The organism is Leisingera thetidis, assembly GCF_025857195.1.
GTDB lineage: Bacteria > Pseudomonadota > Alphaproteobacteria > Rhodobacterales > Rhodobacteraceae > Leisingera > Leisingera thetidis.
On sequence record NZ_CP109787.1, the window covers coordinates 3334837 to 3358755 of the forward strand.

General features: G+C 65.8%; 26 protein-coding genes. 8 read left to right on the forward strand and 18 right to left on the reverse strand.

Going from position 1 to position 23919, the window contains the following annotated elements; translation table 11 throughout:
- The first annotated feature begins 4 nt into the window (after nucleotides 1–4).
- On the forward strand, nucleotides 5–1102 hold the full coding sequence (locus tag OKQ63_RS16075) for a CaiB/BaiF CoA transferase family protein (protein WP_264211055.1): 1098 nt from the start codon (nucleotides 5–7) through the stop codon (nucleotides 1100–1102).
- Between the two features lie 2 nt (nucleotides 1103–1104).
- Here the strand turns inward: OKQ63_RS16075 and OKQ63_RS16080 are convergent, their stop codons facing one another.
- A complete protein-coding gene (locus tag OKQ63_RS16080; RefSeq protein WP_209320222.1) occupies nucleotides 1105–1242 on the reverse strand; it encodes a hypothetical protein in 138 nt (45 codons plus the stop codon).
- Between the two features lie 114 nt (nucleotides 1243–1356).
- Nucleotides 1357–2391, reverse strand: coding sequence for a uroporphyrinogen decarboxylase (hemE, locus tag OKQ63_RS16085; RefSeq protein ID WP_264211056.1), 1035 nt, complete (start codon nucleotides 2389–2391; stop codon nucleotides 1357–1359).
- Between the two features lie 183 nt (nucleotides 2392–2574).
- Here hemE and hemC point away from each other — a divergent pair, with 183 nt between their 5' ends.
- Nucleotides 2575–3534, forward strand: a complete 960-nt coding sequence (hemC, locus tag OKQ63_RS16090) for a hydroxymethylbilane synthase (RefSeq protein ID WP_264211057.1) — start codon at nucleotides 2575–2577, stop codon at nucleotides 3532–3534.
- Between the two features lie 147 nt (nucleotides 3535–3681).
- Here hemC and OKQ63_RS16095 read toward each other — a convergent pair whose 3' ends face one another.
- The 5 genes from OKQ63_RS16095 to clpS all read right to left on the reverse strand — a co-directional run bounded on the left by OKQ63_RS16095 (nucleotide 3682) and on the right by clpS (nucleotide 7815).
- On the reverse strand, nucleotides 3682–4497 hold the full coding sequence (locus OKQ63_RS16095) for a glycoside hydrolase family 25 protein (RefSeq protein ID WP_264211058.1): 816 nt from the start codon (nucleotides 4495–4497) through the stop codon (nucleotides 3682–3684).
- Between the two features lie 179 nt (nucleotides 4498–4676).
- Entirely contained in the window at nucleotides 4677–5570 is an 894-nt protein-coding gene (gene hemF, locus OKQ63_RS16100) for an oxygen-dependent coproporphyrinogen oxidase (RefSeq protein WP_264211059.1), read from the reverse strand.
- 15 nt (nucleotides 5571–5585) lie between these two features.
- A complete protein-coding gene (locus OKQ63_RS16105; RefSeq protein WP_264211060.1) occupies nucleotides 5586–6392 on the reverse strand; it encodes an SDR family NAD(P)-dependent oxidoreductase in 807 nt (268 codons plus the stop codon).
- 79 nt (nucleotides 6393–6471) lie between these two features.
- Nucleotides 6472–7461, reverse strand: coding sequence for a class I SAM-dependent methyltransferase (locus OKQ63_RS16110; protein WP_264211061.1), 990 nt, complete (start codon nucleotides 7459–7461; stop codon nucleotides 6472–6474).
- A gap of 12 nt (nucleotides 7462–7473) precedes the next feature.
- The gene (gene clpS, locus OKQ63_RS16115; protein WP_264213941.1) at nucleotides 7474–7815 is read right to left on the reverse strand and encodes an ATP-dependent Clp protease adapter ClpS; all 342 of its coding nucleotides are present in this window, start codon (nucleotides 7813–7815) and stop codon (nucleotides 7474–7476) included.
- An 88-nt stretch (nucleotides 7816–7903) separates the two neighbouring features.
- Between clpS and OKQ63_RS16120 the strand changes: the two genes are divergently transcribed.
- The 3 genes from OKQ63_RS16120 (at nucleotide 7904) to OKQ63_RS16130 (ending at nucleotide 10895) form a co-directional block, all read left to right on the forward strand.
- The gene (locus tag OKQ63_RS16120) at nucleotides 7904–8617 is read left to right on the forward strand and encodes an HAD family hydrolase (protein ID WP_264211062.1); all 714 of its coding nucleotides are present in this window, start codon (nucleotides 7904–7906) and stop codon (nucleotides 8615–8617) included.
- A 66-nt stretch (nucleotides 8618–8683) separates the two neighbouring features.
- Nucleotides 8684–9010 carry a hypothetical protein gene (locus OKQ63_RS16125; RefSeq protein ID WP_264211063.1) on the forward strand — a complete coding sequence of 109 codons (327 nt, stop codon included), beginning with the start codon at nucleotides 8684–8686 and terminating at the stop codon, nucleotides 9008–9010.
- Nucleotides 9011–9272: 262 nt separating this feature from the next.
- Nucleotides 9273–10895: a D-alanyl-D-alanine carboxypeptidase family protein gene (locus tag OKQ63_RS16130; RefSeq protein WP_264211064.1), complete on the forward strand. Its 1623-nt coding sequence runs from the start codon at nucleotides 9273–9275 to the stop codon at nucleotides 10893–10895.
- A gap of 237 nt (nucleotides 10896–11132) precedes the next feature.
- Here OKQ63_RS16130 and ccoS read toward each other — a convergent pair whose 3' ends face one another.
- The 5 genes from ccoS to OKQ63_RS16155 all read right to left on the reverse strand — a co-directional run bounded on the left by ccoS (nucleotide 11133) and on the right by OKQ63_RS16155 (nucleotide 16686).
- Nucleotides 11133–11291 carry a cbb3-type cytochrome oxidase assembly protein CcoS gene (gene ccoS, locus OKQ63_RS16135; RefSeq protein ID WP_264211065.1) on the reverse strand — a complete coding sequence of 53 codons (159 nt, stop codon included), beginning with the start codon at nucleotides 11289–11291 and terminating at the stop codon, nucleotides 11133–11135.
- A gap of 30 nt (nucleotides 11292–11321) precedes the next feature.
- Entirely contained in the window at nucleotides 11322–13499 is a 2178-nt protein-coding gene (locus tag OKQ63_RS16140; RefSeq protein ID WP_264211066.1) for a heavy metal translocating P-type ATPase, read from the reverse strand.
- A gap of 5 nt (nucleotides 13500–13504) precedes the next feature.
- Nucleotides 13505–13969, reverse strand: a complete 465-nt coding sequence (locus OKQ63_RS16145; protein ID WP_264211067.1) for a FixH family protein — start codon at nucleotides 13967–13969, stop codon at nucleotides 13505–13507.
- A gap of 3 nt (nucleotides 13970–13972) precedes the next feature.
- Complete coding sequence (gene ccoG, locus OKQ63_RS16150; RefSeq protein WP_264211068.1) at nucleotides 13973–15403, reverse strand: cytochrome c oxidase accessory protein CcoG; 1431 nt, start codon at nucleotides 15401–15403, stop codon at nucleotides 13973–13975.
- A 404-nt stretch (nucleotides 15404–15807) separates the two neighbouring features.
- Nucleotides 15808–16686 carry a LysR family transcriptional regulator gene (locus tag OKQ63_RS16155; protein ID WP_264211069.1) on the reverse strand — a complete coding sequence of 293 codons (879 nt, stop codon included), beginning with the start codon at nucleotides 16684–16686 and terminating at the stop codon, nucleotides 15808–15810.
- 98 nt (nucleotides 16687–16784) lie between these two features.
- Between OKQ63_RS16155 and OKQ63_RS16160 the strand changes: the two genes are divergently transcribed.
- Both OKQ63_RS16160 and OKQ63_RS16165 read left to right on the forward strand, forming a co-directional pair.
- The gene (locus tag OKQ63_RS16160) at nucleotides 16785–16964 is read left to right on the forward strand and encodes a hypothetical protein (protein ID WP_264211070.1); all 180 of its coding nucleotides are present in this window, start codon (nucleotides 16785–16787) and stop codon (nucleotides 16962–16964) included.
- Between the two features lie 257 nt (nucleotides 16965–17221).
- A complete protein-coding gene (locus OKQ63_RS16165) occupies nucleotides 17222–17914 on the forward strand; it encodes a DUF2270 domain-containing protein (protein WP_264211071.1) in 693 nt (230 codons plus the stop codon).
- Nucleotides 17915–18030: 116 nt separating this feature from the next.
- On the opposite strand, the gene OKQ63_RS16170 is transcribed toward OKQ63_RS16165, so the two are convergent.
- The 5 genes from OKQ63_RS16170 to ccoN form a co-directional block, all read right to left on the reverse strand.
- Complete coding sequence (locus OKQ63_RS16170; protein ID WP_264211072.1) at nucleotides 18031–18849, reverse strand: class I SAM-dependent methyltransferase; 819 nt, start codon at nucleotides 18847–18849, stop codon at nucleotides 18031–18033.
- Nucleotides 18850–18996: 147 nt separating this feature from the next.
- On the reverse strand, nucleotides 18997–19866 hold the full coding sequence (ccoP, locus tag OKQ63_RS16175) for a cytochrome-c oxidase, cbb3-type subunit III (RefSeq protein WP_264211073.1): 870 nt from the start codon (nucleotides 19864–19866) through the stop codon (nucleotides 18997–18999).
- On the reverse strand, nucleotides 19863–20075 hold the full coding sequence (locus tag OKQ63_RS16180; protein ID WP_264211074.1) for a cbb3-type cytochrome oxidase subunit 3: 213 nt from the start codon (nucleotides 20073–20075) through the stop codon (nucleotides 19863–19865). The genes ccoP and OKQ63_RS16180 overlap by 4 nt, the downstream gene beginning before the upstream one ends.
- 10 nt (nucleotides 20076–20085) lie before the next feature.
- Nucleotides 20086–20814: a cytochrome-c oxidase, cbb3-type subunit II gene (gene ccoO, locus OKQ63_RS16185; RefSeq protein ID WP_264211075.1), complete on the reverse strand. Its 729-nt coding sequence runs from the start codon at nucleotides 20812–20814 to the stop codon at nucleotides 20086–20088.
- A gap of 14 nt (nucleotides 20815–20828) precedes the next feature.
- Nucleotides 20829–22439 (reverse strand): cytochrome-c oxidase, cbb3-type subunit I, encoded by a 1611-nt coding sequence (ccoN, locus tag OKQ63_RS16190; RefSeq protein WP_264211076.1) that lies wholly within the window; start codon nucleotides 22437–22439, stop codon nucleotides 20829–20831.
- Between the two features lie 203 nt (nucleotides 22440–22642).
- Between ccoN and OKQ63_RS16195 the strand changes: the two genes are divergently transcribed.
- A complete protein-coding gene (locus OKQ63_RS16195) occupies nucleotides 22643–23482 on the forward strand; it encodes a universal stress protein (RefSeq protein ID WP_264211077.1) in 840 nt (279 codons plus the stop codon).
- Between the two features lie 104 nt (nucleotides 23483–23586).
- On the opposite strand, the gene OKQ63_RS16200 is transcribed toward OKQ63_RS16195, so the two are convergent.
- Nucleotides 23587–23844, reverse strand: coding sequence for a GlsB/YeaQ/YmgE family stress response membrane protein (locus tag OKQ63_RS16200; protein ID WP_264211078.1), 258 nt, complete (start codon nucleotides 23842–23844; stop codon nucleotides 23587–23589).
- Between the last annotated feature and the right edge of the window lie 75 nt (nucleotides 23845–23919).

Sequence of the window (23919 nt, forward strand, 5' to 3'; positions counted from 1 at the left end):
TCACATGCTGCACGGAATCCGCATTCTCGAGGTCGAAGGCCTGGGCCCCGGCCCATTTGCCGCGATGACGCTGGCGGACCTGGGGGCGGAGGTTATCTGCGTGCACCGCCCGTACACCCCCCGGACACCGGCGCGCGCACCGGGGATGCCGGAAAAATCGCTGCTGGACCGCGGCAAACGGTCGATTGCCCTGGACCTGAAGGACCCTGCGGATGCGGAGACCTTCCTGGCGCTGGCCGCCACTGCCGACGGGCTGATCGAGGGCTTCCGCCCCGGCGTGATGGAGCGGCTGGGGCTTGGCCCGGAAGCCTGCCGCGCGGTGAACCCAGGCCTGGTCTATGGCCGGATGACCGGCTGGGGACAGGACAGCCCGCTGGCTCATGCGGCAGGGCATGACCTCAACTACATCTCCCTGTCCGGCGCGCTGTGGTACGCCTCAAACCCCGGCGACGTGCCGCTGACACCCGCCACGCTGGTGGGCGATATCGGCGGCGGCGCGATGTATCTGGTGGCCGGAATGCTGGCGGGCATCCTCAAGGCCAAGACCACCGGCGAGGGCTGCGTCGTCGATGCCGCGATCTATGACGGCTCGGCCCATATGATGAACCTGTTGATGAGCATCCGCCAGGCCGGGAATTTCGGCGTCACACGTGGAGCAAACCTGCTCGACGGGCCGCATTGGAGCCGCACCTATGCCTGCGCGGACGGCGGCCATGTCTCAGTGCAGTGCCTGGAGCCGAAGTTCTATGCGCTGTTTCTGGAGACCCTGGGTCTGGCCGAGGATGCGGAGTTCCAGCAGCAGTTCGACAAGGCGCTTTGGCCTGCCCTCACCGGCCGCCTCGCCGGGATCTTCGCCAGCCGGCCGCGCGATCACTGGGCGGCGCTGTTCGAAGGGTCGGATGCCTGCGTGGCACCTGTTCTGAACCCGGAGGAGGCCCTGGCGCATCCGATGAACGCCCGCGGCACCTGGGTGGAGGCGCAGGGGGCTCTGCAGGCCGCCCCTGCCCCGCGGTTTTCCGGACAGCCGGACTGGACGCCGCCGGACATCCCCGGACGCGGTCAGCATACAGAAGAGATCCTGGCGGACCTTGGCCGGGATTAGGCTCAGTCTTCTTTCTTGGCCTTGTCGGCTGCCGCCTTCATGCGTTTGAGCAGATCGCTCTTGTCCGCTTGCTTGCCAAAGGGGTTCTTCTTGGTGCCCTTGGCATTATGTTCGGCGTGACGTGGTTTGTTCTTGCCCATCTTGGGTGCTCCAGATTTACCGTAATCCACCGTTATGTCCTCATTCGCGGCGCGTATTGCTGCGCTGATGCCCGAAACCACCGCCCGGCACAAGGCCGGGCAGCGTGTTACAGATCAGCCGCCCCTGACCGTGTCGATCATCAGCTGCACATTGTCCGGGTCGGCATCCGGGGTGATGCCGTGGCCCAGGTTGAAGATGTGCGGGCCGTTCCTGAAGGCCTCGACAATGCGCCGGGTGTCGTCCACCAGATCCTGCCCGCCTGTCACCATGTGACGGGAGGCGAGGTTGCCCTGCACGCAGCCGTCCGCCTGCACATGGGCCGCGGCCCATTCCGGGTCCACAGAATTGTCCAGCGCCACGCAGTCCACGCCGGTGGCCTTGGCAAAGCCCACGTAGTTCTCGCCGGCTTCCCGCGGGAAACCGATAACCGGAATGCCCGGATGGCGCTCCTTCAGCGCCGCGGTGATCTGGCGGCAGGGGTCCAGCGCGTATTTGCGGAACGCCTCGCCCTTCAGCGAGCCGGCCCAGCTGTCAAAGATCTTGACCACTTCAGCACCCGCTTCGATCTGCCTGGAGAGGTAATCGATGGTCGCTTCGGTGATCCGCGCCAGCAGCGCCTCGAACAGCGCGGTGTTTTCCGCGCGCAGGGCGTGGGCCGGCCCCTGATCCGGGGTGCCGCGGCCGGCAATCATATAGGTCGCCACCGTCCAGGGCGCGCCGGCAAAACCGATCAGCGCGGTCTCAGCCGGCAATTCCCGCGACAGGATGCGGATGGTGTCATAAACCGGGTTCAGCGTCTGGTGGATATCGCTTGCCGGACCCAGCTTGGCAAAATCGGCGTCCGTGGTGATGGTCGACAGCCGCGGGCCCTCGCCGGTCACGAACCACAAATCAGCACCCAGCGCCTGCGGGATCAGCAGGATATCGGCAAACAGGATCGCCGCATCAAAGCCATAGCGGCGGATCGGCTGCAGGGTCACTTCGGCGGCCAGGTCGGAATTGTAGCACAAGCTCAGGAAATCCCCGGCCTTGGCCCGCGTGGCGCGGTATTCCGGCAGGTAGCGGCCCGCCTGGCGCATCATCCAGATCGGCGGCACATCCTGTTTTTCGCCAGCCAGTGCGCGCAGCAGCTTCTTTTGTCCAGCCATGGTCATCCTCGCTTTGGGTCGCCCTCTGAGGTCACGCCTGCAGGGCGGAATGTCAAGAGCAGGGGCGATGTGCCGCGCCTGGCCTCTTTGTGCCTTGTTCTATGTCAATGCCGCCTCGCCAGCCTTGTGGGAAAGGCAAAAACCGGTTTCCACCGGGGCGCAAACTGATTTAAGGCTTTCCCCATGACACTGACCCTGCCCACCCCCGCCTCGCCCCTGAAAATCGGCACCCGCGGATCGCCGCTGGCGCTGGCCCAGGCCTATGAGACCCGCGCGCGCCTCGCTGCTGCTTTCGGCCTGCCGCAGGAGGCGTTCGAGATTGTGGTGATCAAGACCACCGGCGACAATCAGGCGCTGATCGCCGCGGACAAGCCGCTGAAGGAACTGGGCGGCAAGGGGCTGTTCACCAAGGAGATCGAAGAGGGCCTGCTGTCGGGCGCCATCGACATTGCGGTGCATTCGATGAAGGACATGCCGGTCGCGCAGCCGGAGGGGTTGTTGCTGGACACCTATCTGCCGCGCGAGGATGTGCGCGATGCCTTTATTTCCCCGGCGCTGAAATCGCTGCGTGACCTGGCCGAGGGCGCGGTGGTCGGCACCTCGTCGCTGCGCCGCCGCGCACAGCTCTTGAACCGCCGCCCGGATCTGAATGTGGTGGAATTCCGCGGCAATGTGCAGACCCGCCTGCGCAAGCTGTCGGACGGCGTAGCGGACTGCACCTTCCTGGCGATGGCAGGCCTCAACCGGCTGGCGATGGCGGATGTGCCTGCCACCCCGATTGAGACCGAGGACATGCTGCCCGCGGTGGCCCAGGGCGCCATCGGCATCGAGCGCCGCGCGGATGACAGCCGCGCGGCAGAGTTGCTGGCGGCAATCCATGACGGCGCGACCGGCCAGCGGCTGGCGGCGGAACGGGCCTTTCTGGCTGCGCTCGACGGGTCTTGCGAGACGCCGATTGCCGGTCTTGCGGAACTCGACGGCCCCACCCTGCGCCTGCGCGGCGAGGTGCTGCGCCCGGATGGCTCGGAAGCGATCAGCGATGATCAGTCCTGCCCGGTCGAGGATGGCGCCAAGCTGGGCCGGGAGATGGCGGCAAAGCTGCTGGAGAAGGCCGGCAAGGGCTTTTTCGACTGGAGGGCTTAACCGGGTCCCTGCTGTTTGCGAGGCTCTGCCTCGCGCTCCGGGATATTCATGGCCGGATGAACACGGGATCCGCTCTTCATCTGGCTGAAAATATCCTGGGGGTGAGCGCCCGGGGCGCGAGGGGGCAAAGCCCCCCTTTGCCCGGCGTCAGATCTGCCCGGACCACCTGAGCCAGCTTTCCGGGCTGCCGCGGAAGGTATTGAGGTCCACGTCACCTGCGACCCCCGGCACCTGGCCGGTGCCGGAATACTGCCAGAAGCTCCAGTTCTCGCCCGGGTAGACCTTCTGCGGATGGCCCGCCACCGAGCGCAGCCAGAATTCGGTGCCGCTGAGCTGTCCGATGCCGGTGTCGCGGTAGAAATCCACCGTCGTATAGACCACCGGGCGCTTGCCGTAGTGGCGTTCCAGAATATTCAGGAACTTGCGCGCCTCGGCCCGCACCGTGGCGCCGTCGGGCCGCGTCCTGCAGGTGCGGGAGCGGTGGTTCCACTCCATGTCCAGCACCGGCGGCAGCGCATCGGCGTCCCGCGGCACATTGCGGATGAACCAGCGCGCCTGCTCGGCGGCCGGGCGGCAGAAATAATAGTAGTGATAGGCGCCGCGTTTGAGACCCGCCGCGTGGGCGCCGCGCCAGTTGCCGCTGAATTTTGTATCGGTGTGGTCACCACCTTCGGTGGCCTTGACATAGGCAAAAGACACGCCGGAGCGGCGCACCCTGTGCCAATCGATATCGCCCTGATAGCGCGACACGTCGATGCCGTGGACGGGATAGGACCAGGGCTTGCGCCCGTCCCAGTCGTGCGGGTCGCGGTCGCCGAAGCGGGGATAGGTCCGCAGCCCCTCCAGCCGCGCATTGGCGGGTTCGGTGCGGGTGACCGCCGCGGTGTTCACTGCCCTGTCCCGCGGCCCGCCGCATCCCGCGATAAGGGCCATTGCCAGAATACCAACTACCAGCCTGCGCATGTTATCTGCTCCCTGCCTCTATATGTGGTGTGCTGCCCGTTTTCTTGCCTTTATCCAGACAGTGTAGCGCAGGCGGGCGGGATGTCGCGTCCCAAGGCGGCAGATCAGCAGAAATCCGCCGCAAGAAAAAACGCGCCGCTTTCCGGCGGCGCGTCTGCAATGTCACGGCTGCGGCGGGCTCAGACCCATTTCGCCAGCGGCGGCAGGCTCATCAGCACCGCATTGGCGTCGTGGCCGGTTTCCAGCCCGAATTTGGTGCCGCGGTCATAGACCAGGTTGTATTCGGCATAGAGGCCGCGGTGGATCAGCTGGGCGTCCTTGTCACCCTCATCGAAATCCTGCGCCCGGCGTTTCTCGACCAGCGGCGCAAAGGCCGGCAGGAAGGCGCGGCCGATATCCCGGGTCAGGGCAAAATCCGCCGCCCAGTCGCCGGAGTTGCGGTCGTCCATGAAGATGCCGCCGACCCCGCGGGCGCGCTTGCGGTGGGGGATGTAGAAATACTCATCCGCCCATGCCTTGAGCCGCGGGTACTGGTCTTCCCCGTGCGGGTCCAGATGCTGCTTCTGCACGCCATGGAAATGCGCAGTGTCCTCATCGTATTCGATGCAAGGATTGAGGTCCGAGCCGCCACCGAACCACCAGGCGTGCGGGGTCCAGAACATGCGGGTGTTCATGTGGACCGCGGGCACATGCGGGTTGCGCATATGCGCGACCAGCGAAATGCCCGAGGCCCAGAACCGCGGATCCTCCTTCATCCCCGGTATGCCCTTGCGCGCGGCCATCGCGCTTTGCGCCCGCTCGCCCAGGGTGCCGTAGACCTCGGAGATGTTGACGCCGACCTTCTCGAACACCCGGCCGCCGCGCATCACGCTCATCAGCCCGCCGCCCGCGTCCGCGCCGTCGTCCGAGGTGCGCTTGGTCTCTGTCACCTCGAACCGGCCCGGTGCGAGGTCCGAGAACGGGCCTTCGCTGTGACTGTCCTCCAGCTCTTCAAAGGCAGCGACGATTTGGTCGCGCAGTTCCCGGAACCAGGCGGCGGCCTTGGCCTTTTCCTCTGTCATCTCAGGCGTCATGGGTCGTCTTTCCAATCAGTGAACCGGGGCCGCAACCGGATCCAGCAGCGTGCGGCCGCCGTCCAGCGTCAGCACCTGGCCGGTCATGAAGCCGGAGGCATCCGAAGCCAGAAACTGCGCTGTCTCGGTCAGTTCGGTGGGCGAGGCGATGCGGCCCAGCGGCGTATGCGCCTCGATGTCCTGGCGGTAGCTGCGGTTGTCCTTCAGCGTGGTCTGCATCGACGCGCTCATCACCGAGCCGAACGCAATCGAGTTCACCCGGATCCGATGCGGCGCCAGCGCCACCGACAGCGAGCGGGTGGCCTGATCCAGCGCGGCGGAGGCCACCGAATAGGCCATCAGGTCCGGGTGGGTGCGGCGCGCCGCGATCGAAGACAGGCTGATGATGCTGCCCAGCGGACCGCCGCTGTCCTCGCTTTCCTCGCCCTGCTTGATCATCCGCTTGGCCACCTGCTGCGACAGCCGGACGGTGGGCAGCAGGCTTTGCATCAGCAGCTGGTCCAGCGTGTCGTCCGCCGGATCCAGCGGGTCCGTGGCCACCATCTGACGGGCGCCGTTCACCAGGATGTCCACCCCGTCAAAGGCGTCGATGGTGGCCGACAGCAGGTTGGCGATGGTCAGCCGCTCGCGCAGGTCGCCGGCGAAATAGCGGATGTTGCTTTCCTCCGCCTGCTCGCCCAGTTCGGCCACCAGCTGCGCCTCCTGCATGTCGGCAAACATCACATTGGCGCCGGCGTCGGCAAACTGCTTGCCGATCGCCAGGCCGATGCCGCTGGAAGCGCCGGTCACGATGGCTGTCTTGCCGGAGATGGAAAAGGACATTTGGGCACTCCCTGGCCGTTTGGACCGCACGTTAGACCGGGCCTGCCGGTTTGAAAACCGGCATTGCGGCCGCGCGCGGTTACTTGCGGGCGCGTTTCGGTTTGGCCGCGTGCAGGATCTTGAAGCGGTTGTCGCCGCCCTCCTCGCGCACCTGGGCAAAGCGGTCCGCCAGCGCCGTCTCATAGGGCAAGTGACGGTTGGCCACCATCCACAGGCTGCCGCCCGGCGCCAGCATCGCGGCGGCCGCGCCGATGAAGGCCTGACCCAGCGACGGCTCTGCCGCGCGGCCTGTGTGAAATGGCGGGTTCATCACCACGGTGTTCACCAGCCCCGGCGCCTTCCAGCTGCGGGCATCGGCCCAGTGGAACTGCGCCCGGCCGTCCGCCGCGTTCTGCCGCGCGCAGGCGAGCGCGTGAAAGTCCGCCTCCGCCAGATGCAGCTCTTCAACGCCCTCGCGCTTCAGCACTTCGGCCGAGAGATAGCCCCAGCCCGCGCCCAGATCGGCGACGCAGCGGCCCAGCTTCTGCGGCAGCGCCGCTGCCAGCAGCTTTGACGCGGGATCGATCCCGTCCGCCGAGAACACGCCCGGCGCGGTCACAAAGCCCTCCACCTGCTGCGGCCCCGCGGGCAGCCAATCGGACAGATCGGTGCCGCCCTCGATCCAGAACACCTTGCCATGCGCCTTGGAGACCGGTGCCGACGGCGCGCAGCGTTTGCGCAGGTCCTTCAGGAGCGAATCAATGCCTTCGGTCTTGGCGCCATCGATCAGCACCTGGCCCGAGGTGGCGGCAGCGGCCTGCGCCACCAGCATCCGCGCCAGCGCCTTGGCCCGCGGCAGGAACACCACGGCGGCGGCGAAGTCTTCGCCCGCCTCCGGCACCGGGGTGCAATCATACCCCTGCCCGGCAAAATGATCGTGGTCCGGGCGGAACGGCTGGATGATCCGCAGCTGGTCCTTGGGCAGCGACGACAGATCGTGCCCGGCGCGCGGGTGGAAGATGGCAATGCGGCCCTCGGACGGCACAGCAAAGCCGCCCGATTGGGCGGCCAGGGACAGGCGAACGGACATATAAGGGCCTCTTTATTCTTCTTTTTCCATGGTGCACTGCAGCGGGTGCTGGTGGCGGCGGGCAAAATCCATCACCTGTCCCACCTTGGTCTCGGCCACCTCATGGCTGAACACGCCGACAATGGCCACGCCCTTTTTGTGCACCGTCAGCATGATCTCGAACGCCTGCGCATGGGTCATGCCAAAGAACCGCTCCAGCACCATCACCACGAATTCCATCGGCGTGTAGTCGTCATTCAGCAGCAAGACCTTGTAGCGCGGCGGGCGCTTGGTTTTCGGCCGCGTCTTGGTCAGGACGCCGGATTCTGTATCGTCGTCTGAATGATCGGTCATCATTGTCGGCTGCAGCAGCATAAGCAATTTGATCCAGTGAAGCATGGAATTTCCTGTGACGCTTATATAGCCTCTTAGCTGTTCAGGAAAAGAGACTGAGACCCGCAGATTGACACGTAATTTGACGACAATCGGCTTTGATGCCGACGACACCCTCTGGCACAACGAACGGTTTTTCCGCATCACGCAGGAAAGATTCGCGGAACTGCTGATGGATCACACCCCCGCCGACGTCGGCCCCGAGCAGCTGGAACGGCAGCTGCTGGACGCCGAAAAGCGCAACCTCGGGCGCTACGGCTACGGGGTGAAGGGCTTTACCCTGTCGATGATCGAAACCGCCATCGAAGTCACCGGCGAACGGGTGCCCGCTGCAGTCGTCAAGGAGCTGATCACCGCGGGCCAGATGATGCTGTCCTACCAGATCGAACTGCTGCCCCACGCCCGCGAGGCGGTGGAGGCGGTGGCCGGGCGCTACAAGCTGGTGCTGATCACCAAGGGCGACCTGCTGGATCAGGAGCGCAAGCTGGCGCAGTCCGGCCTGGGCGATCTGTTCGACGCGGTCGAGGTGGTGTCGGAAAAGACGCCGGAAGTGTACCGCGGCATCTTTGCCCGCCACGGCGACGGCGCGTCCCGCGCGATGATGGTGGGCAATTCGATGCGTTCGGACGTGGTGGCCCCGATCGAGGCCGGCGGCTGGGGCACCTACGTGCCGCACGGGCTGGTCTGGGAGGTCGAGCATGCCGAGGCCCCGGACCACAACCCCCGCTATACCGAGATCGCCGATCTGGGCGGGCTGGCGGATTTGGTGGAGCAGCTTGGCTGACCGGCGCTGGACGGGTCTGCTGCGGCCAGCTATCCCTGTGGCAAAGCAACGGGGAGATACCGGAACATGCCGCATGCCGAGCTGAAATACTCCAGCGATCTGGAAATCGACGCCGCCGCGATCCTTGCCGAGATCGAGGCCGTGATTCTGGAACACGACAGCGGCGCCGGCGCCTGCAAAGGACGGGCCTACCCCGCCGGGCAGTACCATCACAGCCATATCACCGTCAGCGTGGCGCTGCTGACCAAGCCGCACCGGGACGAGGCGTTTTCCCGGGCCCTGCTGGCCAGCCTCGAATCCCGCATCAAGGCGCGGCTGACCCAGGCGTGTGTATTCTCACTCGGACTCAGCTATTCAACGCCCTTTTACGTGACCAATTTTCATGCCGTTTGACGGCCCGGACCAGGCCCGCACCGCGTGCCGGGGCGGAATTCGCCTTGCCCAAGCCCGGTGAATTGCAAGTTTTTTTGGTAACTTTCTATTAGCATTTACCGCATCTAGCGGAACCTTCTGACTGCCCTACAAGATGCCGGCCAATTTGCGCGCATGGCTCAATCCCTGCCCCTTCGCCGCGGTTTATTCCGCGGCAACCCTGTGCTAGGCTTGCGCCCACAGGCAAAAACGTCAGCCGGAAAACCGGCGGCATGAGGCAAACATGGCAGTGATCACGCAGGTCCATCCGGCGTCAGGCCGGTATTTCCATACCCGCTTCCTGAGGGCAGCCGCGGTTTTTCTTATAGCAGCCATGGTGCTGGCGCTCCAGCCGCACCGGGCCGCCGCGGCCCCCTATGCGGCCATGGTGATCGACGCCCGCACCGGCGAAGTGCTGCATTCGCGCAATGCCGACACCCGCCTGCATCCGGCATCGCTGACCAAGATGATGACGCTCTACATCGCCTTCGAAGCCGTGCGGAACGGCGAGATCACCCTCGACACCAAGGTCACCATCTCCCGCAACGCCGCCGCCGAGCCGCCCTCCAAGCTGGGGCTGAGATCCGGTCAGAAGATCGCCTTCCGCTACCTGATCCGCGCGGCTGCGGTGAAATCCGCCAATGACGCCGCCACCGCCATCGGCGAGACGCTGTCCGGCTCCGAGGCCGCCTTTGCCCGCCGGATGAACCGCACCGCCAAGGCGCTGGGGATGAGCCGCACCACCTTCAAGAACGCCCACGGCCTCACCGCCAGCGGGCATCTGTCGACCGCCAGCGACATGACCACGCTGGGACGGCATCTGCTGTATGATTACCCCGAATACTACAACCTGTTCTCGCGGCGCTCGACCAACGCCGGCGTGCGCGAAGTGCCCAACACCAACCGCCGCCTGCTGGCCGCCTACAAGGGCGCCGACGGGATCAAGACCGGCTATACCCGCGCCGCGGGCTTCAACCTGGTGGCTTCGGCCAGGCGCGGCGACGAACGGATCATCGCAACCGTGTTCGGCGGCAGCTCCACCGCCGCGCGCAATGCCAAGGTGGCTGAACTGCTGGATCTCGGCTTCCGCCGGGCGCCGTCGCGCGCCGCGCTGCGCAAGCCGCAGCGGCCCGCCTACCAGGGCGCCGGCAATGTGGTGATCGCCGATGCCGATGACGGCCCCTCCCACGGTGTTGCGGGCAAGACCATCCGGGTCACCGGCCAGGTCGGCACCAGCCTGCGGCCGAAGCTGCGCCCCGGCGGCAGCGAATCGCCGGTGCTGGTCGCGGCGCTGGAGGAAGCGCTGCAGACGCCGCCTGCAGAAGATGCCGCAGCAGCTGATGCTGCGGATACCGCTTTTCAAACCGGGCAGATCGAACACCTGCAGACAGTCAGCGCCGACGGCGCCCTGCAGGGCGATGCCCTGCGCGAGAGCATCGCCGTTGCCCTGGCCGAAGCAGAGGCCGAACCGGAACCCGCCGCCCCGGCCGCAGCCGCTCCGGTCATCGCCGCGGTGCAGAAAGTGCCCTTTGCCAGCCTCCGGCCCGCAGCCCGGCCTGCCAGCCTGGCGCTGGCGGGCGCCTCGCCTGAGTCCGAGCCGGTTGTGGTCACCCGCCTCTCCACCTCCGGCGGGCGCTACTGGGGCGTCAATGTGGGGCTCTATGCAAGCCGCTACCAGGCCGAGAAGGTGCTCTTGCGCACCGCGCTGTCGGAATTGGAAACGCTGGATGGATCCTTGCGCAAGGTGGCCAAGACCCGCCGTGGGTTCGAGGCGAATTTCCTCGGCATGAGCCAGGAGCAGGCGGAACTGGCCTGCCGCCGCCTGAACGCCCGCAACGTGACCTGCAGCCCGATCGGCCCGTCCTGACCGGGACCCATTGACCGCCAGCAGCAAAGGCGCCGCCCCGAGGCGCCTTTTTTCGTGCCGCGCGCCCGGCATCGGCCAGCCGCTCCCGCCCGCCGTCAGGGTTTTCCTGCGAAACCCCCTCCTCCCGTTGGGCGTGGCACCGCGCATGGCGCGGTGCCACGCCCAACGCCGCCAAGCGGCTCTGGCGCCAGCCAGGGCAGCTGCGGGGGCGGGAGCGCCTTGTATCCGGGCAGAACCTCAGGGCTTGGGATTGTCGTCCCACTCATCGCTCAGGATGCGGCGGGCGTCGCCTTCGGGGTCGTCATACTGGTTGCTGCGCACCGTGTAGACGAAGGCCGCCAGCCCCACCAAGCCGAGGATCAGAGAAATCGGGATCAGAAAGGCGAGGACACTCATGGGCTCAGGACCAGTATTGCAGGCGCAGGCTCAGCGCAGCCGCAGCGCGTTGAGGGAGACGGTTATCGAAGAGGTAGACATCGCCAGCGCCGCAATCAAGGGCGTGGCCAGGCCGGCAATCGCCAGGGGCACCGCAATCACGTTGTAAACCGTGGCTATGCGGAAATTCTCGCGGATCCGGCGGGTGGCTTTCTGCGCCACACCGCAGGCCTCGGCAATCGGGCCGAGGTCCTGGCCCAGCAGCACAATATCCGACGCCACCCGCGCCGCATCCAGCGCCGAGGCCGGGGAGATCGACACATGCGCCGCCGCCAGGGCCGCGGTGTCGTTCAACCCGTCGCCCACCATCAGCACCTTCTTGCCCTGATCGGCCAGCATCCGCACCCGGGCGGATTTGTCCGCCGGCAGCGCCTCGGCCACCCATTTGGCAATCCCCAGCCGCCGGGCCAGATCCTCGACCGCGCCAGTGCTGTCACCGGACATCAGCAGCACATCCTTGCCTGCCTCTTGCAGCGCTGCCACGGCTTCGGCAGCACCGGGGCGCAGCGCATCGGTGAACAGGAACGCCTTGGCCTCCCCTGTCCCGGTATCCAGCCAGGCCGCCGTCCGGCTGCCCTGTTCCGCCCCTACCCAGGCCGCCCGGCCCAGCCGCACGCGGGCGCCGCGGAACGTGCCTTCGGTGCCATAGCCCGGCACTTCGGCGATCTCCTGAACGCTGGCGGGCCTGATCCCGGCGTCCCGGGCTGCGCGGGACAGCGCCACCGACAAAGGATGCGAAGACCCCTCGGCCAGCGCCAGCGCGATTTCCAGCTCCGCGCGGGCATGATCGCCGAGGTTGGTCACTTCCGGCGTGCCCGCGGTCAGCGTGCCGGTCTTGTCGAACACCACGGTATCCACTTCCGCCAGCCGCTCCAGCGCGGTGGCGTGTTTGATCAGCATGCCCTTCTTGAACAGCCGGCCGGAGGCGGCTGTCGTCACCGCGGGCACCGCAAGGCCCAGCGCGCAGGGGCAGGTGATGATCAGCACCGCGGCGGCAATGTTCAGCGCCATGCGGATGTCGAAAGTGTAGAGATACCAGCCCGCAAAGGCGAGCGCCGAGAGGATATGCACACCGGGCGCGTAAAGCTTGGCGGCGCTGTCCGCCAGCGAGGTGTAGCGGGAACGGCCCGACTCGGCGATGGCCACCAGATCGGCCATCCGGTGCAGCGAGGTGTCCGCGCCCACCGCCGTGGCCCGGACGGTGAGCGGGCCGGTCAGGTTCACCTCGCCTGCTGAGACCGCCAGCCCCGGCGCGGCAAACACCGGCAGCGTCTCGCCGGTCAGCAGCGAGCGGTCCAGTTCCGACTGCCCTCCCACGATCTCGCCATCAACCGGCATCCGGCCGCCGGGGCGCACCAGGATCAAATCGCCAATGGCCAGATCCGCCACCGGCACCTCGTATTCGTCGCCGTCCAGCAGCCGGATCGCGCGCGGCACCTCCAGCGCCGCCAGCTCCTCGGCCGCCGAGCGCGCCACCGCACGGGTGCGGTAGTCCAGATACCGGCCCGCCAGCAGGAAGAAGGTCAGCGTCAGCGCGGCGTCGAAATAGGCGTGCTCGCCGGACAGGAAGGTTTCCCACAGCGAGGTCATCAGCGCCAGCACCAGCGCCAGCACAATCGGCACGTCCATGTTCAGGCGCTTGACCCGCAGCGCGCTCCAGGCGTTGGCAAAGAACGGCTGCGCCGAGAAGATGACCGCCGGGAAGGTGATCGCCGCGGAGATCCAATGGAACATGTCCCGTGTTGCATCCGACGCCCCGGACCAGACCGAAATCGACAGCAGCATCACGTTCATCGAGGCAAAGAACGCCACCGCCAGCCGCATCAGCAGGTCGCGCCCGGCCTTGTCGTTCCGGGTCGCCGCAAGGGCAGCCAGATCCAGCTCGTGCGCCTCATAGCCGATGCCTTCCAGCAGCGGGATCAGATCGGCGGCACGCAGGTCCGGCTCCGCCTCGATCAAAGCGCGCTTGAGGGTCAGGTTCACCCGCGCCGAATGGATGCCGGGATGCGCGTTCAGCGTCCGCTCCACCGCCGAGATACAGGCCTGGCAGTGGATGCCCGGCAGCGACAGCGCCAGCCGCGCCTCGGCGGGCGCCTGGTCTGCGCTGTCATGCGGGGCGGCAACGCAGGCCGGGCAGGCTGCAAGAGCGGGGCGGAGCTGGGCGGTCATGACGGTCAGCCTTTCACATGCAGGATCACCCGCTGGGTGAATTCGGTGCCGTCCTTGGCCCGCGCCGCCATGCGGATATTCCAGTTACCCGGCCCCAGATCGGCCGGCGCCACATAGGCCCGGCCGTCAAAGGTGAACTCCGGCTGCTGGTCGTCCTGCACGTGGGTGGCCCGCCCCAGGGTGGCGCTCAGCCTGGCCACTTCCACCGGGTTGCCTCCGGCATCGGTGATCTCCAGCTTGACCCGATCGCCCTGCGAGGAGGCATAGACCGACCAGCCCAGCGCCTCCTGCGCGCTGCGGCGCTGGTCAAACTCCTGGCTGGCGACATAGGAGTTCTTCACCTCCAGCCCCGGAAAGGTCTTCACCGCATTCACGGCCAGGGCAATGTTCACCCCGATGATCACCGCAAAGGCGCCGCCGAACACCATCAGGGCGTGCTTGCCGGTAAATTCGCGTTCGCGCTTGGCCATGGTTCAGCTCCCCTTGCCGTTAAAGCTGGTGTCCTTGTGGGCTCGTTCGCCGCTGCTCAGATCTTCCACCCAAATACGCACCGGAGTCGAGCCTGCGCTGGACGGGGCGGCGTCTTTCGGCGCCACGATATAGACCCGCTGCAGCAGCGCCGTGTCGGCGGGCACCATCACCGTCACGCCCTCGGTGCCCTCCAGTGCGATCCGCATCGCCGGATCGCCCTTGATCGACAGCTGGAACGGGCGCTCTTCGCCGTGCTTGTTGCGCAGGCGCACGTCGTAAGTGTTGCGGATCGAGCCGTCGGAGAGCGTCACATAGGTCGGGTTGCGTTCCGGCGCCACGGTCAGTTCGATGTCGGCGCGGATGAACAGGGCAAACAGCAGCCCGACGCCGACCAGCGACCACAGGCCGGTGTACATCAGGGTGCGCGGCCGCAGGATGTGTTTCCAGATGTTCCGGGGCGGTTTGCCTGCGCGCTCCTGCGCCTCGTCCGACAGCGCCATGTAGTCGATCAGCCCGCGCGGCTTGCCGATCTTGGCCATCACGTCGTCACAGGCGTCGATGCACAGCGCGCAGGTGATGCATTCCATCTGCTGGCCGTCGCGGATGTCGATGCCCATCGGGCAGACGTTGACGCAGGCCATGCAGTCGATGCAGTCGCCCTGCCCCTCGGCCACTTTGCCCTTTTTCAGCTTGCCGCGCGGCTCGCCGCGCCAGTCGCGGTAGCCGACGGTGAGCGTGTCCTCATCCATCATCGCCGCCTGGATGCGCGGCCAGGGGCAGGCGTAGATGCAGATCTGCTCGCGCGCGAAACCGCCGAACAGGAAGGTGGTGGCGGTCAGCACCAGCATGGTGGAATAGGCAATGGGGTGCGCGTTCAGCGTCACCAGGTCATAGGCCAGGGTTGGCGCATCGGCAAAGTAGAACACCCAGGCGCCGCCGGTGGCGAGGCCGATCAGGAACCAGGCGGTCCATTTGGTGATGCGCAGGCGCGCCTTGCGGAAATCGAGCTTTTTCTGCCGGTGCAGGCGCAGGCGGGCGTTGCGGTCGCCCTCGATCCAGCGCTCGACCAGGATGAACAGGTCGGTCCAGACGGTCTGCGGGCAGGCATAGCCGCACCAGACCCGGCCCAAGGCGGACGTGAACAGGAACAGCCCCAGCCCCGCCATGATCAAGAGGCCCGCCACGAAGTAAAACTCATGCGGCCAGATCTCGATCCAGAAGAAATAGAACCGCCGGTTGGCCAGATCCAGCAGCACCGCCTGATCCGGCAGGCTTGGCCCCCGGTCCCAGCGGATCCACGGCGTCAGATAGTAGATCCCCAGCGTCACCGCCATGATGTACCATTTCAGGTTCCGGAAGGGTCCGGAGACGCGCCGCGGGAAAATCGGTTCCCTGGCCGCGTACAGGCTTGGGGCGGGATTGGAATCGCTCACGGACTTTCTCCGTCTTGTGGCTGTCTGGCGCCCTTGTCACAGAAGCGGGCGGCCGGAACATTGACGTGGATCAAAAAGCGCATCGCACAATCATGTTTTAAAGCCCGCTTCGGCGCCGTGTCAGGGCAAACCGCCACCTATGCCTGCCCGCCCGGCGCCGCCAGAGGCAAGTTGCCGCATCGGCCGAAGCCCTTCGCCAGTCCTGAACAACAGGAGGCCCCATGAACCGCTGCGGCGGGCCGGAAACCGCATAATGCCGGCCCGGCAGGTGCCGCCCGCGGCTATGGATTGCAGCGGCTCCGAAGCCGCCCGGAAGCTGCCTGCCGAATTCCGCGAAAGCCATGCGGTTCCCGGCGCACGTCCAGACCGGGACCGGCGGGGCTGCGCAACAGCTCCGGCCGGCATTACCCTTCCGCGGCCCCTGCCCGCCGGAGCCAGGCAATGAAGCGGCGGGCTTCCGGGCGCTGCACGCCCTGGCGGGTGACGATGTGATAGCCCCGGCCCTCGCCTTCGGTGAACAAGGCACACAGGCGGCCGCTTTGCAGATCCTCGATGACGAATTCCTGCACGCTGACCGCCACCCCCTGGCCGGCACGCACCGCCTGCATCAGCAGATTGCCTGGCAGCTGGGTCCGGGAGCCGCGCAGGGATTCCCGGACGCCGCGCGATTCCAGCCAGCGGGAGGCCTCCGTGGTGCCCAGCTCCTCCAGCCAGGGCAAATCCAGAAGATCCTCCGGCGCCGCCACGGGCCGCCCTGCCAGAAGGCTGTCCGCGGCAATCACCACCATCGGCGAGACCAGCAGCATCCGGGCCTCCAGACCGGGCCAGCTGCCGTCCCCGTACCTGATGGCAATGTCGATGCCGCCCGGCTTCAGCTCGACGATCTCCCCCCTGGGGTCCAGCACCAGATCGATCTCCGGGTGCTCCGCCTGAAAGCCCGCCAGCCGCGGCATCAGCCAGTGCGCGGCAAACATCGGCGTGCAGGTGACATGCAGCGGCCGCGCGGCGCCGGCTGCGGAGATCTCCTGCACGGCGGCCTCGATCGCGCCAAAGCCAAGCTGCAGCGCGCGGGCCAGATGCTCGCCGTCCGCAGTCAGCGCCAGCGCCCTGCCGCCGCGGTGCAGCAATGCCGCGCCCAGATAGGCTTCCAGCGCCCGCAGCTGCTGGCTGATGGCAGCATGGCTGACATTCAGTGCCGCCCCCGCCTGCACAACATTGCCGGCCTCGGCAAAGGCAGCAAAGGCCCTGAGCGCCGCAAGCGGCGGCATCCGCAACCAATCCATATGTAATCAAGCCTTACATATTGTCATTCTTCTTAACTCGCAGGAATCGCTCTTTCGCGCAAGTATCAGGGTCAGACGCCAGGATAGGAGGCACTGAAATGCTGATGAATATCTATGCCCGCTCGATGCTGACCGCGAGCCGCCAGGACTGTGTGATCCTGCGGGATCTGCCGCCGCCGGAGCCGCTGCCCCGCCCGGCAGGAACGATAACCCGGCTGATGCGCTGGCTGGCCGTCAAACCCCGGAAAACGCGGTGCATTCATCCGCGAGAAATCTGAGTCACGGCCCGTTGCGGTGGAATGAAAATGCGCCGGTTTTCCAGGAAACGCGCGAACAGATCGGAAAACCGGCGCATGGCCCGCTCGGCCTGCACGTCGGCCTTGCGGGATATCCTGCTGCCCGGGAGGGGGTGTGAGCCAAGCAGCAATCTCTTTCACCTGCGTGTGTAGCGCGGATTGCGGCCCGGCAATTTGACACGGATCAAATTGGCACAAAAACTTTCCCGCTTCCGGCAAAAAAAGCTACTCTGAGTTCCATGGAACAGACTGACAGCGGCACTGCCGGAACCAGAACGCGCCAAACGCTGACATCCGCGGAAATCGGCGCAATTGCGCATCTGTACCGGGGTGAAATCTACCGCAGCACGATCTGGCGCACCCGGCTGGACACCACCACCAACTGGGCAGTGGTGACACTTGGGGTCGCGCTGTCGATTTCCTTTTCCTCGCCCGAGGCGTCGCCGCTGCCGCTGCTGCTGGTGGGGGTGCTGGTCATCTTCTTCCTGATGCTGGAAGCCCGCCGCTACCGCTACTTCAACGTATTCCGCGCCCGCGCCCGCTGGCTGGAGACCCATTTCTATGCGCTGATGCTGCAGGAAGGCGATCTGCATCTGGAGCAGAACTGGCAGCTGGTATTGGCCGCCGATTATTTGAACCCGCAGTATCATGTCGGCTACATGACATCCATTGGCCGCCGGATCCGGCGCAACTACCTGTGGATCCTGCTGATCCAGTCGCTTGCCTATGGCGGCAAGCTGGCGGTGCACCCCAGCGGCATCCAAACCTTCGACCAGGCGGTGACACGCGCCGATATCGGCCCGTTTCCGGGCGAACTGGTGATAGCAGCCGGCCTTGTCTACGTGCTGTCCTGGAGCGGCATCGCCTTGTGGAGCGGCTGGTCGGATGAAGCCCGGGCCAGCGTGCGCGGCTCCTCAACCTCGATGGGCTGAGACTGGCGGCGGCTGGGGAAGCCGGCAAGCCTCCAGCGCGGACGTGCGTTTACAGGCCGCCGTTTTCAAGCGGCGGCGGGCATGTTGCGCGCGCCGCCTCTCAGGCCGGGCAGCTCTCAGCCCGCCTCCCGCACTGCTGCCAGGGTAAAGCTCATCGGCACTTGCGCCTGACGGTTTTCGTAGACATCGAAACAGGTCTCCCGGTTGGAATGGGGGTGTTCCTCGAAGCCGGTGATTGCCATCCCGGAACGGATCACCGCCATGACAATACCGCTCATCGTGTGGCTGTACCAATAGGACGGCGGCGCAGCCTGACCGGAGCTGCCGTCATAAGTGATCGCCTGCTCCGCCACTGTTGGTGCCGTGCTGAAATAGGAATAGGCGGGCAGATGCGGGGTTTCCGATTCCGGCTCGAACATCTCCAGCACAGGGTGGGTTTCATAGATCACCAGCCGGCCGCCCGGACGCAGCAGCCCGGTCACGGCCTGAAAGAACCGGCCCAGGTCCGGCATCCAGTTCAGCACGCCAATGGTTATCACGGCAAAATCGAAGCCGCGCCGGACGCCGGGCGGCAGCGCGTAGATATCGCTGCACAGGAATTCGCAATCCGACCCGGCGATGCCCTTCAGGATCTCTGCCTGCTTGAGAAACTCCGCCGATTGGTCAATCCCCAGGCAGCGCTCTGCTCCGAAGGCGGCCAGAGACAGCGTCTCGCGCCCGTTGTTGCAGCCGATCTGAACGCCGGACTGCCCCTGCAGCCTCAGCCCCTCCAGTGTCCGCGTCATTGTCGCGTCAAATGTTGAATAGCCGGGCACCGCAAATCCGGCGGTCAGGGCCCGCCAGCTGGCATTGTCCCGGTGCAGTCGGGCCGAGTCATCCCAGGCCCGGCGGTTGGCAGAAACCGCCTGTTCCAACTCAATACATTTATCACTCATGGGAGGCCCCCAAAGAAATATTTGATCAAATTACCGGAACGATGCCGGAACCCAAAGCCAGGATCAAGCCGGGAAGAAATGCCCACGCAGCAAAAGGGGCCGCCCGAAGGCAGCCCCTGTCGATGTTCCTGAAGACCGGCTTCAGCCTTATTCGCCGCCGCCCAGCTGGTGGACATAAGACGATACCGCGCGGATCTCAGCCTCGGTCAGGCGGGTGTTCCAGGCCGGCATCACGCCATAGCGCGAATTGGTCACGGTCTCGGTCAGGGTGGCGTAGTCGCCGCCATAGAGCCAGATCGCGTCGGCCAGGTTCGGCGCGCCCTGCGCGCGGTCGCCGGTGCCGTCCCCGGCGTGGCAGGAGGCGCAATTGTCGGCAAAGACCGCCGCGCCGGCCGCAACCTTGGAGGCATCCTGCGGCGCGCCCGACAGCGACATCACGTAGTTCACTACCTGGGAAATCTCTTCTTTCTCAAGCAGCTCGTCGCGGCCGAAGGCAGGCATCTCGGAATAGCGCGCATCGTCGCTGTCCTCGTTGCGGATGCCATGGGTGACGGTCGTGTGGATGTCCTCCACCGAGCCGCCCCAGAGCCAGTCGTCGTCCAGGAGGTTCGGGTAGCCCTTGGCACCTGCGGCGCCGGAGCCGTGGCACTGGGCGCACCAGGTCTTGAACACGGCGGAACCTGCCGACACCGCGTAGGAACCCAGTTCCGGGTCTTCCGCGATGGCGGTCAGTTCTGCCGCTTCCAGCTTGGCATTGACCGGCGCGTTGGCCTCCTCCACCGACGCGATCTCAGCCGCCACGTCGGCACGGGTCGACCAGCCCAGCACCCCGGCTGTGGCGCCGTTGATCAGCGGCCAGGCCGGATAGGCGATGGTGTAAAGAACACCCCAGATGATGGTGGCGTAGAAGGTCCACAGCCACCAGCGCGGCATCGGGTTGTCGAATTCCTCGATCCCGTCCCACTCATGGCCGGTGGTGTTCGGATCGCCCTCGAACTTCTGCGATTTCTTGCTCATGCCCTCGCCTCCTTCGTCGCGGCGGGTTGGCCGGCGCCCGTGTCGGGCGCGGGTGCGTCATCATGCCGGAACGGGATGTTGGCGGTGTCCTTGTAGACCTTGGTGCTGCCCGGGCGGAACGCCCAGACCACAACACCGATGAAGAAGGTGAACAGGAACAGCAGCATCCAGCTGTCCGCGAACTGCCTGAGGAGTGTATAGAGTTCCATCTGTCCCTCCTCAGCGGCTCGCGTCCGGGGTGAAGGTCGAGAAATCGACCAGCGTGCCCAGCATCTGCAGATAGGCGATCAGCGCATCGGCCTCGGAAACCCCCGGCTGGCCGTCGAAGTTGCGCACGTTGACCTTCTCGCCATAGCGCTCCAGCAGCCCGTCATAGTCGCTGTCGGGATCCGCCTGGGCGCGGAAGTCGGCCTGCGCGGCCGCGACCATGTCGTCGCTGTAGGGCGTGCCCAGCAGCGCGTTGGTGGCCATCACGTCGCCAATGTATTTGCCGTCGATCCGCTTTTCCTCGAGGAAGCCGTATTTCGGCATCACCGATTCCGGCACCACCGCCTGCGGGTCGCGCAGGTGGTCGACGTGCCAGTCGTCCGAGTAGCGGCCGCCGACGCGGGCCAGGTCCGGCCCGGTCCGCTTGGAGCCCCACTGGAACGGACGGTCATACATCGATTCCGCTGCCAGCGAGTAGTGGCCGTAGCGTTCGACCTCGTCGCGCATCGGGCGGATCATCTGGCTGTGGCAGACATAGCAGCCCTCGCGGATGTAGATGTCCCGGCCCGCCAGCTCCAGCGGGGTGTAGGGGCGCATGCCCTCCACCTCTTCGATGGTGTTTTCCAGGTAGAACAGCGGTGCGATCTGCACCAGGCCGCCGATGGTCACGACCAGGAAGCTGCAGATCAGCAGCAGGGTCGCGTTGGTCTCGAGGATCTTGTGTTTGTCGAGAATGGACATAGCTGCCTGGCTCCTTATTCAGCCGGGACCGGAACCGTCAGGCTGGCTTCTTTTGCCGGGGCCTTACGGACAGTCATCCACAGGTTGTAGCACATGATGATCGAGCCGGTGAGGAACATCACCCCGCCCAGACCGCGCACCACATACATCGGGAACTTCGCTGCCACGGTGTCGGCAAAGGAGTTCACCAGGAAGCCGTTGGCATCCACTTCACGCCACATCAGGCCTTCCATGATCCCGGTCACCCACATCGACGCGGCATAGAGAACGATGCCGATGGTGGCGAGCCAGAAGTGCCAGGAGACGAGGCTCAGCGAATAGAGCCGCTCGCGCTTCCACAGCACCGGCACCAGGTAATAGAGCGCGCCGAAGGTGATCATGCCGTTCCAGCCCAAAGCGCCGGAGTGCACGTGGCCGATGGTCCAGTCGGTGTAATGGCTCAGCGAGTTCACCGCGCGGATCGACATCATCGGGCCTTCAAAGGTGGACATGCCGTAGAAGCCGACCGAGATCACCATCATCCGGATCACCGGATCGGTGCGCAGCTTGTCCCAGGCGCCAGACAGCGTCATCAGACCGTTGATCATGCCGCCCCAGCTGGGCATCCACAGGATCACCGACATCACCATGCCCAGGGTCGAGGCCCAGTCCGGCAGCGCGGTGTAGTGCAGATGGTGCGGACCGGCCCAGATGTAGAGGAAGATCAAGGCCCAGAAGTGGATGATCGACAGCTTGTAGGAGAACACCGGACGCTCGGCCTGCTTGGGGATGAAGTAGTACATCATGCCGAGGAAGCCCGCGGTCAGGAAGAAGCCCACGGCGTTGTGGCCGTACCACCACTGGATCATCGCATCCTGCACGCCCGGCCAGACGATCACCGACTTGGAGCCCCAGATGGAGACCGGAACGGTCATGTTGTTGACCAGGTGCAGCATCGCCACGGTGACGATGAAGGACAGGTAGAACCAGTTCGCCACGTAGATATGCGGCTCCTTGCGCTTGATGACCGTGCCCAGGAACACCGCCAGATAGGCAACCCAGACGATGGTCAGCCACAGGTCGACGTGCCATTCGGGTTCCGCGTATTCCTTGGACTGGGTCGAGCCGAACAGGTAGCCGGTCGCGGCCAGCACGATGAACAGCTGATAGCCCCAGAACACGAACCACGCCAGGTTGCCGCCCCACAGCCGCGCCGCAGAGGTGCGCTGCACCACGTAGAAGGAGGTGGCGATCAGCGCGTTGCCGCCAAAGGCAAAGATCACTGCCGAGGTGTGCAGCGGCCGCAGGCGGCCGAAATTGGCAAAGCCTTCGGCCCATTCGAAGTTCAGCGCCGGAAAGGCCAGCTGGAACGCAATGAAAGTCCCGGCCAGGAACCCGACCACACCCCAGAAGGCGGTTGCAATTGCACCAGCGCGGATCACGCTGTCGAAATACTCGTTTTCCAGACCAACAACCGCCGGTTTCGGCTCATCGGTGCGGCGCAAAGTATGAAGGAACAGCCCGCCGGCCACGATCATCACGATGACCGCATGCACCTGGTAAGCCAGATCCCGCGCGTAATTGGTACCGATCATCGCAAACAGCGTGACCAGACCAAGCGCTATCAGCTTGATATAGTTAGACATCTTGCGTCCCTTTGCCGTGCCCCCGCGAATCCTGCGGATACGGGGACGTTTATAGACCGCGCCCTTCATGCAAAAGGCGCCTGGTTGCCGCCTTGATCTGCATCAAGACAAATCCGGGCAACATGTGACACGTCTTCCCCTGCAGTAAATTCTCCGCGCCGGGGCCATGGGGGTCTGCGGCGCCGGATACGCCGGGAGATGCCATGTCCTACAAGTCCTTGCTTACCGTGCTCACGGCTGCGGAGACCGCAGCGGCGCCTTTGGCGCAAATTGCGGCTTTGGCGGAAGATTTCGGCGCCCATGCCGATGCGCTCTGCCTTGGTGTCGACCGCACCCAGACGGGGTATTACTACGCCGGCGCCAATGCGATGGTGCTGCAGGAAACCCTGGCCCGCGCCCAGGAAGAGGCCGGCGCGGTGCAGGCCGGCGCCGAAGCGGCGCTGCAGCGGGCGGGCGTGCCCTTTGCCACCGACAGCGGTGTCGCCCAGATCGCCGATCTCGGCCGCCATGTGGCGCGCCAGGCGCGGTTCTCCGATCTGGTGGTGCTGGGCAAGCCCTATGGCCCCGGCAAGCGCGCCGAGGCCGAGCCGATTGTCGAATCGGCGCTGTTCGAGGGCCGCGCGCCGGTGCTGGTGGTGCCGGACAAGGGCCCGCCGATGCGCAAGCCCAAGACCGTGCTGGCGGCCTGGAACGAAAGCATCGAGGCGATGACCGCGATCCGCCGGGCGCTGCCGTTCCTGAAAGGCGCGGATCTGGTGCGCATCGCGGTGATCGACCCGCCGCAGCACGGGCCGGAACGGTCCGATCCGGGCGGCATGCTGGCGCAGATGCTGGCGCGGCACGGGGTGGCCTGCGAGATCGACGTGCTCAGCAAGACCATGACCCGGGTGTCGGACATCCTGAACCGCCATGCGGCAGACACCGCCGCCGATCTGATCGTGATGGGCGCCTACGGCCATTCCCGCTTCCGCGAGGCCATCCTCGGCGGCGCCACCCGCAACATGCTGGAGCAGGCTGCGGTGCCGGTGCTGATGGCGCACTGAGCGGGCGCCTGCACAGGCGGTCTCCGCCCCGGACAAAGGCCCGGGCAAAAAAGGGCGCCCGCAGGGGCGCCTTTTGGTGCTGTTGCGCGGCTGCGCCCTGCGCCCTAGCCCGCCTTGCGGATCAGGCCGATCAGGAACAGCAGGATCACCGCGCCGATGGTGGCATGGATCAGCGACCAGAAGAAGCCGCCGCCCGCGGCGAATCCCAGCGCCGGAAAGATGGTCCCGGCCAGAAAGGCGCCAACCACGCCGACGATGATGTTGCCCAGCAGGCCGAACCCGCGCCCCTGCATGATCTTGCCCGACAGCCATCCGGCCAGGGCTCCGATGACCAGCATCCCGATCAGACTTCCAAACTGCATTGCCGCCTCCGACTGTTTTCCGCAGTCCCAATAGACCACAGGCGCGTCTGCCGGTCACGCTTCGGGTTCCGTACC